A 14,464-nucleotide genomic window follows, 5' to 3' on the forward strand; every position below is an offset into this window, starting at 1 on the left:
GAGCGAGGGTGTGATGGCGGACCAAGAGAAGCTTCTCGACCTGCTGAAGCGTGTGACCGGGGACCTGCACCGGACCCGGGAACGGCTGCGTGACGCCGAGGACGGACGGCACGAGCCGGTCGCGATCGTCGGCATGGCCTGCCGGTTCCCCGGCGGGGCCGACACGCCCGCCGGGCTGTGGGACCTGGTCGAGGGCGGCCGCGAGGGCATCGGCGAGTTCCCCGCCGACCGCGGCTGGGACACCTCCGGCCTGTTCGACGACGACCCCGACCATCGCGGTACCACCTATGTGCGCACCGGCGGTTTCCTGCCCGGCGCCGCCGGATTCGACGCTGAGTTCTTCGGGATCTCGCCGCGCGAGGCGCTGGCCATGGAACCGCAGCAGCGGCTGTTGCTGGAGGTCGGATGGGAGGCCGTCGAACGCGCCGGCCTCGACCCGGCCGGGCTGCGCGGCAGTCCCACCGGTGTCTACGTCGGCGTGTCCGCGCAGGAGTACGGGCCGCGTCTGCACAACCCGGGCGACACGGTGGACGGCTATCTGCTCACCGGAACGACCTGCAGTGTCCACTCCGGACGGATCGCGTACCAGCTGGGCCTGGAGGGGCCCGCGGTCTCGATCGACACGGCGTGTTCGTCGTCGCTGGTCGCGGTGCACGCGGCGGTGCGCGGCCTGCGCGCGGGGGAGTGCACCCTCGCCCTCGCCGGCGGGGTCAACCTGATGGCCTCGCCGGGGATCTTCGTCGACTTCGCGCGTCAGCGCGGCCTGGCACCGGACGGGCGGTGCAAGTCGTTCTCCGACGACGCCGACGGCACCGCCTGGGCCGAAGGCGTCGGGATGCTCGTGCTGGAGAAGCTGTCCGACGCCCAGCGCAACGGTCACCGGATCCTCGCCGTGGTGCGGGGTTCCGCGGTGAACTCCGACGGCGCGTCCAACGGCCTGACCGCGCCGAACGGCCCGTCACAGCAACGGGTGATCCGCGCCGCGCTCGCCGACGCGCGAATGTCCACTTCGGACGTCGACGCGATCGAGGCGCACGGCACGGGGACCAGGCTGGGCGACCCGATCGAGGCCGAAGCGCTGATGGCCACCTACGGCCGTGACCGTGATCGCCCGCTGTTCCTCGGTTCGGTGAAGTCGAACTTCGGGCACGCGCAGGCCGCGGCCGGGGTCGCCGGGATCATCAAGATGGTCGAGGCGATGCGTCACGGCGTGCTGCCGCCCACCTTGAACGTCGGCACGCCCAGCCGTGAGGTCGACTGGGCGGGCGGTCCGGTCTCGCTGCTGACCGAACGCACGCCGTGGCCCGAGACCGGCCGTCCCCGCTCGGCGTCGGTGTCGTCGTTCGGGATCAGCGGGACCAACGCGCACGTCGTGCTGGAACAGGCCCCTTCGGTGGAAACCGCCGCCGTGGCGGACGCGCCGGCGATCGTGACGCTGCTGTTGTCAGCGGCCACGGAACCGGCGCTGGCCGCGCAGGCGTCCCGTCTGCTTCCGGTGGCCGGAACCGCGGAGCCGATCGACGTCGCGTACACGCTGACCACTCGTGCGGCCCTGCCTTACCGTGCGGTCGTCACGGGGACGGACTGGGAGACGCTCTCGGCGGGTCTGTCCGAAGTGGCCGGTGGCGGGGGAGTAACGGGCCGGGTCACCGAGGGCGGGCTGGCTTTCCTGTTCACGGGTCAGGGCTCTCAGCGTCTCGGGATGGGCGCCTCGTTGTACGAGACGTTTCCGGTGTTCGCGGCGGCTCACGACGAAGTGTGCGCGTTGCTGCCGGAGTTCGGGGAGCTGTCGCGGACGGAGTTCGCGCAGCCGGCGATTTTCGCGCTGGAAGTAGCGCTGTTCCGGTTGGTGGAGTCGTGGGGTGTCAGGCCGGATTATCTGGCGGGGCATTCGATCGGTGAGATCGCCGCCGCGCACGTCGCCGGTGTGCTGTCGTTGGAGGACGCGGCGAAGCTCGTCACGGCACGTGGCCGGTTGATGCAGGCCCTGCCTGAGGGTGGGGTGATGGTCGCTGTTCAGGCGTCCGAGGACGAGATCGGGGAGCTGCCCGAGGGCGTCTCGCTGGCCGCGGTGAACGGACCGTCGTCGGTGGTGCTGTCCGGCGCCGAGGAACCGGCTCTCGCCTTCGTGGAACGGTTCAGCGACCGGAAGACCAAGCGCCTGGACGTGTCGCACGCGTTCCACTCGGTGCTGATGGAACCGATGCTGGACGAGTTCGCCGCAGTCGTTCGAGGCCTGGAATTCTCGGCGCCGCGCATCCCGATCGTGTCCACGGTGGCCGAATCGGCGGATCTGACCGACCCGGCGTACTGGGTCACGCACGTCCGGGAGACCGTGCGGTTCTCCGACGCGGCCGCGCGCCTGACCGCCGCCGGGGTCACGAAGTTCTTCGAGCTCGGGCCGGACGCCGTACTCAGCGCGCTCGTCGAGGGCGGAGTGCCCGCGCTGCGCCGTGGTCATGACGAACCCCGTCACCTGGTCACCGCGCTCGGCGCGCTGCACACGCGCGGTGTCACCGTCGACTGGGCCGCCTACCTCGGTGGCGGCCGGTTCACCGAGCTGCCGACGTATGCCTTCCAGCACGAGCACTTCTGGCTCGGCCAGGAAAGCGACGCCGACGTCACCGCGGCCGGGCTCGCCGCCGCCGATCACCCGCTGCTCGGCGCCGCGGTGTCCGTGGCCGCGGACGACGGTGTCCTGCTCACCGGACGCCTTTCGCTCGACCGGCATCCGTGGCTGGCCGATCATGTCGTCGCGGGCCGCGTACTGGTCCCCGGCACCGCGTTCGCCGAACTCGCCATCCGCGCGGGTGACGAAGCTGGCTGCGCGGGCGTGGAAGAACTGATCCTGCGGGAACCGTTGGTCCTCGAACCCGGCACGGCCCCGGAGGTCCAAGTGGTCGCCGGTGCCGCCGACGAGCACGGACGCCGCCCGGTGTCGATCCATTCGCGGCTTCCGGAGCAGCCGTGGATCACCCACGCCACCGGTTACCTCGGCACCCCGCCAGCGTCCACTATGGACATCGCCTGGCCGCCGGAGAACGCCGAACCTCTCGGGCTCGAAGACGCCTACGACCGGCTCGCCGCCGCCGGGCTCGCTTACGGGCCGATGTTCCGCGGTCTGCGCAAGGTCTGGCGTCGCGGCACGGAGATCTTCGCCGAGGTCGCGCTGCCCGAACCCGATCAGGCGGCGAAGTTCGGCCTGCACCCGGCACTGCTGGACGCCGCGCTCCAGGCCACCGCCGTCCCCGGCGAAGACCAGGGTTCGGTTCCGTTCGCCTGGCGTGACGTCGTGCTGCACGCGCGGGGCGCGACCGAACTGCGCGTGCACGCCCGGCCGGTCGCCGATGGCTTCGCGTTCGACCTCGCCGACGGCACGGGCGCACCCGTCGCTTCCGTGGGCGGGCTCAGCGTCCGCGCCGTCACGGCCGCGACCTCGGTGCGGGACGGCCTCTATCGCGTCGAAGACGTCCCGCTGCCCACTGGCTCATCGGACATCACGCCCGCATCGGTCCTGGAGGCCGATTCGCTCGACGCCACTCTCCTCGCGTTGCAAGACTTCCTGGCCACGGACGAGCCTGCCCCGTTGGTGGTGCTGACCGGTCACGAAGGCGCGGTCGAAGGGCTGGTCCGGGCCGCGCAGGCCGAGCACCCGGGGCGGATCGTCCTGGTCCGTGGCACGCACGCCGACGTCGACGCCGCTCTCGCCACCGGCGAACCCGAAGTGCACGCGCTCGACGGGGCGTTGTCCGCGCCGCGTCTCGCCAGGGCCGGATCCGGTGAGTCCACACTGGACACTTCCGGCACGGTTCTGATCACCGGAGGTACCGGCGGGCTCGGCGCGCGCCTCGCCCGGCATCTGGTCACCGCGCACGGCGTCCGGCATCTGCTGCTGGTCAGCCGCCGCGGTGAGGCCGCGCCCGGCGCCAAGGAGCTCGCCGAGGAACTCGGGGCCCGGATCGAGGCCTGCGACGTCGCCGACCGTGACCAGGTGCGCGACCTCTTGGCCCGGGCGGAGCCGCCGGTCACCGGCGTCGTCCACGCGGCGGGAGTCCTCGACGACGGCGTCGTCACGTCGCTCACCCCCGAGCGGGTCGCCGGGGTGTACCGGGCGAAGGCCACGGCCGCCCACGTACTCGACGAACTCACCGGCGACCTCGACTTCTTCGTGCTGTTCTCCTCGATCGCCGGGGTCTTCGGCTCGCCGGGGCAGGGGGCGTACTCAGCCGCGAACGCCGAGCTGGACGCGCTCGCCCGGCGACGCCGCGCCGACGGGAAGCCCGCGCAGTCGCTCGCCTGGGGCCTGTGGCGGGACGGCATGGGAGCCGCGCTGAGCGGCGCCGATCGGGACCGGATCGGCAGGGACGGCTTCGGCGCCTTGGAACCGGACGAGGGCCTCGCGCTGTTCGACGCCGCCGTGGCCGATGGCGGCGCTGTCCTGGTCCCGGTGCGCCTCGACCTCGCGGCCGTGCGGAACGCCGGCGTCCCGCCGCTGCTGCGCGGTCTGGTCCGCGTCCGGACTCGCCGCGAGGCCGCCCGCCGTACCGACACCGGCCTGGCGGGACGGCTCACGGGCCTGTCCGAAGCCGACCGGGAAGCCCTGCTGATCGATCTGGTCCGGGCACGCGTCGCGGCGGTGCTCGGCCGGGCGGGTGCCGACACCGTGGAGCCGTCGCGACCGTTCACCGAACTGGGCTTCGACTCGTTGACCGCCGTCGAACTGCGCAACGAACTCACCGCCGAGACCGGTCTGCGGCTGCCCGCGACGCTCGTCTTCGATCACCCGAGCCCGGCGGCGGTGGCCGCGTTCCTCGGCGCCGAACTGCTCGGCGCCCCGGAACCGGCCCGTCCGCTGGTGACCCGCCGCGGCGCCGCCGACGAGCCGATCGCGATCGTCGCGATGGGCTGCCGTTACCCCGGCGGTGTCCGCTCGCCCGAGGACCTGTGGGACCTCGTGGACGCGGGCACCGACGCGATCTCGCCGTTCCCCGGCGGGCGTGGCTGGGACGTCGACGGCATCTACGACCCCGAACCCGGCCTGCCCGGCAAGACCTACACCCGGCACGGCGGATTCCTGCACGACGCGGGCGAGTTCGACCCCGAGTTCTTCGGCATCTCGCCGCGCGAAGCACTCGCGATGGACCCGCAGCAACGCCTCCTGCTGGAGGTCAGCTGGGAGGCGCTCGAACGCGCCCGGCTCGACCCGGCGTCGCTGAAGGGCAGCGCCACCGGTGTCTTCGCCGGGATCATGTACTACGACTACGCCGCGAAACTGGCCAGCGTGCCCGACAGCGTCGCCGGCTTCCTGGGCACCGGGACCTCGGCCAGCGTCCTGTCCGGGCGGATCGCGTACACCCTCGGGCTCGAAGGCCCGGCGGTGTCGGTCGACACGGCGTGCTCGTCGTCGCTGGTCGCCCTGCACCTCGCCGCCCGGTCGCTGCGGGCGGGGGAGTGCGACATGGCGCTCGCGGGCGGGGTCACCGTGATGGCGACGCCGGAGACGTTCCTCGACTTCTCCCGTCAGCGCGGACTCTCCCCGGACGGCCGTTGCAAGTCGTTCTCCGCCGACGCCGACGGCACCGGCTGGTCGGAAGGCGCCGGGGTGCTGGTGCTCGAACGGCTTTCGGACGCCCGTCGCAACGGACATCCGGTGCTGGCGGTGGTCCGCGGTTCCGCGGTCAACTCCGACGGCGCGTCCAACGGCCTCACCGCGCCGAACGGCCCGTCGCAGCAGCGCGTGATCCGCGCGGCGCTCGCCGACGCCGGTTTGTCCACTTCGGACATCGACGCGGTCGAGGCACACGGAACGGGCACTCGGCTGGGCGACCCCATCGAGGCACAGGCGCTCATCGCGACCTACGGCACCGAGCGGGAGGAACCGCTGTGGTTCGGCTCGGTCAAGTCGAACCTCGGTCACACGCAGGCGGCCGCCGGGGTCGCCGGGATCATCAAGATGGTCGAGGCGATGCGCCGGGGCGTGCTGCCCCGGACCCTGCACGCGGCGGAACCGTCGGCCGAGGTCGAATGGGACGCCGGTGCGGTGGAACTGCTTCGTGAATCGCGGCCGTGGCCGGAGGCCGGGCGACCGCGCCGTGCCGGGGTGTCGTCGTTCGGGATCAGCGGCACCAACGCGCACGTCGTCCTGGAACAGGTCCCGGCCGAAGCGGCAGCCGGGCCCGCGTCGCACGGCGTCGTGCCGTGGGTGCTGTCGGCGAAGACCGACCAGGCCATCGCCGAACAGGCCCGCGCTCTTCTGTCCCTTGTGGACACCGCGGATTCGCGCGATGTGGCGTTCTCGTTGGCCACGACACGGACCGCGCACGAGCGCCGGGCGGCGGTCGTCGGCGCGGACGCGGAGGGTTTGCGTGCCGGACTCGAAGCCCTTACCAACGGTGACGGGATCACCGGTCGCGTGACGCCGGGCAAGCTGGCTTTCCTGTTCACGGGCCAGGGTTCTCAGCGTCCCGGGATGGGTGCTGAGCTGTATCGGGCGTTTCCGGTGTTCGCGGCGGCGTATGACGAGGTGTGCGCGTTGCTGCCGGGGTTCGGGGAGCTGTCGCGGACGGAGTTCGCGCAGCCGGCGATTTTCGCGCTTGAGGTGGCGTTGTTCCGGTTGGTGGAGTCGTGGGGTGTGCGGCCGGATTATCTGGCGGGGCATTCGATCGGTGAGATCGCGGCGGCGCATGTGGCGGGTGTGTTGTCGTTGGAGGATGCGGCGAAGCTTGTCGTGGCGCGTGGCCGGTTGATGCAGGCTCTGCCGTCGGGTGGGGTGATGGTGGCGGTGCAGGCGTCCGAGGACGAGATCGGGGAGCTGCCCGAGGGTGTTTCGTTGGGGGCGGTGAACGGGCCGTCGTCCGTGGTGCTTTCGGGTGCTGAAGAGCCGACGCTCGCTGTCGTGGCCCGGTTCGGTGACCGGAAGACCAAGCGGTTGGACGTGTCGCACGCGTTCCACTCGGTGCTGATGGAACCGATGCTGGACGACTTCGCCGCGGTGGTGCACGAGCTGACGTTCTCGGAGCCACGCATTCCGATGGTGTCGACCGTGACCGACCCGGCGTACTGGGTCGCGCACGTGCGCGAAACCGTCCGGTTCGCCGCGGCTGTCGAGACACTTCGCGCCGAGGGCGTCACGAAGTTCCTCGAACTCGGCCCCGACGCCGTGCTTTCGGCGCTCACCGACGGCATTCCCCTGCTGCGCAAGGACCGCGACGAAGCCGTGACGGCGATGACCGCACTCGCCACCCTGCACGTCCAAGGCGTCCGTGTCGGCTGGGACGCCGTGCTGGACGGCGCCCGTGCCGTCGACCTGCCGACATATCCTTTCCAGCGCAAGCACTTCTGGCTCGAACCCGCCCCGGTCGGAGACCTCACCTCGGCCGGACTGGACTCGCCTGGGCACCCACTGCTCGCCGCCGGGCTTTCGCTCGCCGAGGGCGACGGCACCGTCCTCACCGGACGGCTTTCGCTCGCGACCCACCCCTGGCTCGCCGGGCACACGGTGCACGACACCGTCCTGCTGCCGGGCGCGGCGCTCGCCGAACTCGCCATCCGGGCGGGTGACGAGGCCGGGCTGCCGCGGCTGGTCGAACTGACCCTGCACGCACCCGTGGTGATCCCCGAGCGCGGCCCGATCGAACTGCAGGTCGCGGTCAGCGCCGCCGCGGCGGTGACCATCCATTCGCGGATCCCCGGCGAGGACTGGGAACTCAACGCGCTCGGCTTGCTGGCCGAGGCGACCCCGCCCGTCAAGGGGTTCGGGTGGCCGGACGGCCTCGAGCCCATCGACCTCGGCTCGTTCTACGACGACCTCGCCGACCGCGGGTTCGCGTACGGCCCGCTCTTCCAGGGCCTGCGGGCGGCCTGGCGGCACGGTGAGGACCGCTACGCCGAGATCTCGCTGCCGGAGGAGGCGCGGGAGGACGCGACCCGGTTCGGGATCCACCCGGCGTTGTTCGACGCCGCCCTGCACGGAATGTTCCTCGGCGAGAGTGAGGAATCGGGGGCGCTGCCGTTCAGCTGGGGCGATGTCAGCCTGCACGCGACCGGCGCCACGACGGTCCGGGCGCGGCTGCGGTTCATCGGGCCCGGTGAGGTCGCGGTCGATCTGACCGATCTCGCCGGGGCGCCGGTCCTGTCGGTCGGCTCGCTGGTCGTCCGCGCGGTCACCGGTGAGCAGTTGCGGGCCGGTGAAGACCGGTCGCTGTTCCGTGTCGAGCACATCGCGGCCGAGGCGGCGTCCGCCACGCCGGTGCCGTGGGTGCGGTGGGACGAGGTGACCGAGCCGGTCCCGCCGGTGGTCGTCCTGCCGGTTCCGCCGGCGGGAATCCACGCGGTCCTCGTCGTCCTGCAACGTTTTCTCACCGAACCCCGGTTCTCCGGCTCGCGGCTGGTCGTGGTCACCGGCGACGGTCTCGATGACGCGGCCGCGGCCGGTCTGGTGCGGTCCGCGCAGGCGGAGAACCCCGGCCGGTTCGTCATCCTCGACGGCGAGGTGTCCGATGTGGACACCGCGCTCGCCACCGGGGAACCCCGCGTCCGGGTCCGGGACGGTCGTGCCGAGGTACCGCGGCTGGTCCGGGCAGAGCCCGGTCCCAAACCGGACTGGGAGTCCGCGGGCACGGTGCTGATCACCGGCGGTACCGGCGGCGTCGGGGCGAAACTGGCCGAACGGCTCGTCACCGAACACGGCGTCGGACGCCTGGTTCTCACCGGCCGTCGTGGCCTCGCCGCTCCCGGTGCCGGAGAACTGGCCGCCCGGCTGGGCGAGCTGGGCGCCGAGGTGCGCGTCGAGGCGTGCGACGTCGCCGACCGCGATGCCGTGGCCGCGCTGCTCGACGGCATCCCCGAGCTGTCCGGCATCGTGCACGCGGCGGGTGTCCTCGACGACGGTGTGGTCACCGCGCTGACCCCGGAACGACTGGACCGGGTCCTCGGTCCGAAAGCCGACGGCGCCCGTCACCTGCACGAACTGACTCTCGGCCGGCCGTTGACCGAGTTCGTCCTGGTCTCGTCGGTGTCCGGCGTGCTCGGCGGGCCGGGGCAGGGCAACTACGCCGCGGCCAACGCCTACCTCGACGCGCTGGCCGAGCGACGGCACGCCGACGGACTGCCCGCCCGGTCGCTCGCCTACGGGATGTGGGCCGCCGAGGGGATGGGCGGGGTCCTCGACCAGGCGCTGATCGACAGGATGCGGCGCGACGGCTTCGGAGCCCTTACCCCGGAAGAAGGCGCGGTGCTGTTCGACCTCGCGCCAGGGCCGGTGGCCGTGCCCGTCAAACTCGACCTGGCCGGGTTGCGGGACCAAGCCCGGGCGGGGGTGCTGCCCGCGCTGCTCACCGGACTCGTCCGGCTTCCCGTGCGCCGGACGGCTTCTCCGGTCACTGATTCCGTTTCGCTCACTCCGGACGCGCTGGAGGACCTGGTCCGGACGCAGACCGCGCAGGTACTCGGGTTCGCCACGGCGGACGAGGTGGATCCGGATCACGCGTTCACCGATCTCGGCTTCGACTCCCTGACGTCGGTCGAACTGCGTAACCGGCTCGCGGCCGCGGCGGGCAGGCAACTGGGGGCGACCGTGGTGTTCGACCACCCGACCCCGTCGGCACTCGCGGCCCACCTCGGGACGCTGCTGTTCCCCGAAGTCGAGGTGCCGGACGAGGCGCGTCTGCGGCGGGCGCTGGCCGGCGCGTCGCTCGACCGGTTCCGGGAACTGGGGGTGCTGGACGCACTGGTGAAGCTCGCCGAGGAACTGCCTGACTCCGGGCCCGCGGTGTCCGTCGAGGCGATCGACGATCTGGACGTGGGGGACCTGATCAGCCGGGCGATGTCGACCTCCGCCCCTGAGTGACCTGATCCGGTGGCCTGGCCGGTCATCGGAAGTCCGTGAAGGCCTCCTTGAGGGACCCAGAGTCCCTCAAGGAGGCCTTCACGGACTTGCGCGGCCCTTCGGCACGTACGTCGGCAAAGGAGTGGGCCCCCGGTTACCGGGCAATGGGGCCGGGGTGGCGAAGAGCGCGCGGGGGGAGCGGCGCCCGCGCCCAGGATGAGGCCATGCCCGAGCTGCGTCCGTCTCGTCCGGTCCGGAGAATCTGATGGCGACACCCGAAGAACTGGTGACCGCGCTGCGGGAGTCGGTCAAGGAGAACAGCAGGCTGGCCGCGCGCAACCGCGAACTCGCCGACGCGGCGAGGGAACCGGTCGCGATCATCGGCATGGGATGCCGCTACCCCGGCGGGGTCGACTCGCCCGAAGCGTTGTGGGATCTGGTGGCCGCCGGCCGTGACGCGGTTTCGGAGTTCCCCGCCGACCGCGGCTGGAATCTCGCCGAGCTGTTCCACCCCGACCCCGATCACCCCGGCACGTCGTACGCGCGTGAAGGGGGATTCCTCCACGAGGCCGCCGAATTCGACCCCGAGTTCTTCGGCATCTCGCCGCGGGAAGCGCTCGCGATGGATCCGCAGCAGCGGCTCCTGCTGCAGATCAGCTGGGAGGCGATCGAGCGCGCCGGGCTCGACGCCTCGGCGTTGAAGGGCGGCGCGACCGGCGTGTTCGCCGGGCTCATGTACCACGACTACGGATCCGGCGTGACCGAGCTGCCCGAAGGTGTCGAGGGCTTTCTCGGCACCGGCACGGCGGGCAGTGTGCTTTCCGGCCGTGTCGCCTACACGTTCGGTTTCGAGGGTCCGGCCGTGTCGGTCGACACCGCTTGCTCGTCGTCGCTCGTGGCCGTGCACCTTGCCGCGCAGGCGCTGCGGGCGGGGGAGTGCTCGCTCGCGTTGGCGGGCGGCGCGACCGTGATGGCCGTCCCGGACACGTTCATCGAGTTCTCCCGTCAACGCGGGCTCGCCCCGGACGGGCGCTGCAAGTCGTTCGGCGCGGGTGCCGATGGCACCGGCTGGGGCGAGGGCGCCGGTGTCCTGCTGCTGGAGAAGCTGTCCGACGCCGTCCGGAACGGACACCGGGTGCTCGCCGTCGTGCAGGGTTCCGCGGTCAACTCCGACGGCGCGTCGAACGGGCTCACCGCGCCGAACGGGCCGTCGCAGCAACGGGTGATCCGCGCCGCGCTGGCGAGCGCCCGGCTGTCCACTTCGGACATCGACGTCGTCGAAGCACACGGCACGGGCACGAAACTCGGCGATCCGATCGAGGCCGACACCCTGCTGGCCACGTACGGCCGTGAACGGGAAAACCCGTTGTGGCTCGGCTCCGTCAAGTCGAACATCGGGCACACCCAGGCCGCCGCCGGGGTCGCCGGGATCATCAAGATGGTCGAGGCGCTGCGCCGCGGCGAGCTGCCGCGCACTTTGCACGCCGACGAGCCCTCCCCGCACGTCGCCTGGGATTCGGGCGCGGTCGAACTGCTCACCGAGCACCGGCCCTGGCCCGAGACCGGCCGCCCCCGCGCGGCCGCGGTGTCGTCGTTCGGGATCAGCGGCACCAACGCGCACGTCATCCTCCGCCAGGCCCCGGAACCGGCACCCGTCGAGACCGCGACGGCCGAGCGGGTGCGGGTCCCGTGGGTGCTGTCCGCGCGGACCGAGGCCGCGTTGCCCGAGTTGGCCGACCGGCTGCTCCAGACCGGCGGAGACCCCGCCGACATCGCGTGGTCCTTGGCGACGGGCCGGGCCGCGCTGCCGTATCGCGCGGTCGTCACCGGCGCCGACGAAGACGAACTCCGCACCGGCCTCGGCGCCTTGGCCCGCGGTGAGTCCGCACCCGGCGTCGTCACCGGCCGGGCCGGTAGCGGCAAACTCGCCTTCTTGTGCACCGGGCAAGGGGCGCAGCGGCTCGCGATGGGCGCCGGGCTCGCCACGGCCTTCCCGGTCTTCGGCGAGGAATTCGCCCGCGTCGCCGAACGGCTCGACGCGCACACCGGCTTCCGGCTCGCCGAAGTCCTTGCCTGCGAAGACAAGACGAGGATCGACCGGACCGACGTCGCGCAGCCCGCGTTGTTCGCCTTCGAGGTCGCGATGGCCGAGCTGGTGCGGTCCTGGGGTGTCGAACCGGACTTCCTGCTCGGGCATTCGATCGGTGATCTCGCCGCGGCGTACATCGCCGGGGTGTGGTCGCTCGACGACGCCGCCCGCCTGGTCGCGGCCCGCGGCCGGCTGATGCAGGCGCAGCCCTCGGGCGGTGTGATGGTCGCGTTGCAGGCCACCGAAACCGAACTGGACCTGCCCGGCGGCGTGAGCATCGCCGCGATCAACGGGCCATCGTCCCTGGTTCTCTCCGGTGAGGAAACCGCGGTCGCCGCGGTGCTCGAAGCCTTCCCGGGCCGACGCTCCAAGCGGCTCTCGGTCAGCCACGCCTTCCACTCCGCGCAGATGGACGGGATGCTCGACGACTTCCGTGAGGTCGCCGCGAGTGTGAGTTACGCCGAGCCGCGGATTCCGGTTGTTTCCGGTGACGTTCGCGACCCGGAGTACTGGGTGCGGCAGGTGCGCGAGCCCGTCCGGTTCGCCGATGGCATCGCCACTCTCCACGCGCGCGGAGTCCGGCGATTCGTCGAGATCGGGCCGGACGCGTCCCTGACGGCGCTCGGCGCGGACTGCGTCAGCGACGGTGTCTTCATCGCCACGCAACGGAAAGACCGCGACGAAGCCGCCGCCGCGGACCTGGCGCGGGGGAGGCTGTTCACCGCCGGGGTCGGGCTCGACTGGGCCCGCATCTTCGACGGCACCGGCGCCACTCGTGTCGACTTGCCGACGTATCCGTTCCGGCGGGACCGCTTCTGGCTGGCCGCCGCGGACCGGAGCGCGCCCCCTGCCCGGCGCTACGAGATCGTGTGGCGCCCGATAGAACCGATGGTGACGCAGGAAGCCTGGACTGTTTACGCCGCCGAAGGCAACGCATGGGCAGAAGCCGCCGCGAAGGCACTCGACGCGCCCTTGGTGACGGAGGTCCCAGAGACCGGCCCGGTCCTCGCCTTCCCGGCAGACGGTGCCGCGCTCGCCGCCCTCCTGCGGGACACCCCGGCGAAGATCTGGTGCGCCACCGGCGATCCCGGCGTCGCCGCGGTCGCGCGGGTCGCGGCGATCGAGCAGCCCCGCCGCTGGGGCGGCTGCGTGATCGTGCCTGACCAGACGGACGCCGCCGCTCGGCTCAGCGAAGTGCTCGGCGGCCCGGAGGACGAGGTCGCGATCCGTGAGGACGGCATCTTCGCCCGTCGCTTCGTTCCCGCTGCTCCCGCACCCGCCACGACGTGGAGCACGTCGGGCACCGCGCTGATCACCGGCGGCACCGGGGCGCTGGGCGGATTCGTGGCCGAACGGCTGATCCGTGCCGGAACGGAACATCTGGTGCTCCTTTCGCGGCGAGGTGAGGAAGCGCCGGGTGCGGCGGAACTGCGCGAACGGCTGGAAGGCCTCGGCGCCCGCGTCAGCATCCACGCTTGCGACACCGCCGATCGCGACGCACTGTCCACAGTGGTCACCGGCATCGACGATCTCCGGGTGGTCGTGCACACCGCGGGCGTCCTGGACGACGCCTTGCTCGACGACGCCACCCCGGAGCGGTTCGAAGCCGTCGCCCGGCCGAAGGTGACCGCCGCGCGACATCTGCGGGAGCTCACCAAAGACCTCGACGCGCTGGTGCTGTTCTCCTCCGTCGCAGGGGTGCTCGGCAACGGCGGTCAGGCCGCCTACGCCGCCGCGAACGCGGAACTCGACGCGCTCGCGACCCAGTGGCGGGCCGAAGGCGTCAAGGCGGTGTCGATCGCCTGGGGCCCGTGGGCCGAGGGCGGCATGGCCGAGGCCGTCGACGACGCCGTCCGCCGCAAGGGTTTGCGCCCGATGACCCCCGAGGCCGCGGCTGAGGAGTTCGTCCGGGCGATCGCCGCCGACGACACCTGTGTCACGATCGCCGACTTCGACTGGCCGTCGTTCTTCGAGGACTTCCGCGCCGCTCCGATGCTCGCCGAACTGCCCCGGCCGGAAACCGCCGTCGCCGAAGCGCCGGTGGCGGATCTGCGGTCGCGGCTGAACGGCCTGATCGAACCCGAACAGCGACGGCTGCTGCTGAAGGTCGCCCGCGAGACCGTGGCCCGCGTGCTCGGCCATCCGGACACGTCGGCGATCGGACCGGACCGCGCGTTCACCGAACTCGGGTTCGACTCGCTCACCGCGGTCGAACTGCGCAACCGTCTCGACGCCGCGACCGGCCTCGCCGTGCCCGCGACGCTCGTCTTCGACCATCCGACACCGCAGGCGCTGGCCGCCTACCTCTGGCAGGAACTCGCCGGAGCCGCCGTCAACGACATCGACGTGGACGGCCTGCTCGACGGTCTGGAAGCCGCACTGAGCCGCCTCGACCCGGGCAGTGACGAACACGCCAAGGCAGGCGCGCGCCTGCGGAAACTCGCCGAGAGCCTCGACGGCCCCGGCTTCACGCCGTCTTCGGACGATGAACTCTTCGCCTTCATTGACCGGCAACTCGGCGCTTGAGCCGGGTGCACGCGACCTCGACC

The 14,464-nt window shown here is 72.1% G+C and carries 2 protein-coding genes; both read left to right on the forward strand.

Annotated elements, in window-relative coordinates; all coding sequences use genetic code 11:
• The first annotated feature begins 13 nt into the window (after positions 1-13).
• The gene (locus H074_RS09315) at positions 14-9,847 is read left to right on the forward strand and encodes a type I polyketide synthase (RefSeq protein WP_007029778.1); all 9,834 of its coding nucleotides are present in this window, start codon (positions 14-16) and stop codon (positions 9,845-9,847) included.
• Positions 9,848-10,088: 241 nt separating this feature from the next.
• Positions 10,089-14,441 carry a type I polyketide synthase gene (locus H074_RS09320; RefSeq protein WP_476692300.1) on the forward strand — a complete coding sequence of 1,451 codons (4,353 nt, stop codon included), beginning with the start codon at positions 10,089-10,091 and terminating at the stop codon, positions 14,439-14,441.
• The last annotated feature ends 23 nt before the right edge of the window (positions 14,442-14,464 follow it).

This window comes from Amycolatopsis decaplanina DSM 44594, assembly GCF_000342005.1.
Classification (GTDB): Bacteria; Actinomycetota; Actinomycetes; order Mycobacteriales; family Pseudonocardiaceae; genus Amycolatopsis; species Amycolatopsis decaplanina.

Excerpts from the sequence above, each read along its gene's own strand:
- H074_RS09315 (WP_007029778.1), top strand. The coding sequence starts at position 14 with ATGGCGGACCAAGAGAAGCTTCTCGACCTGCTGAAGCGTGTGACCGGG.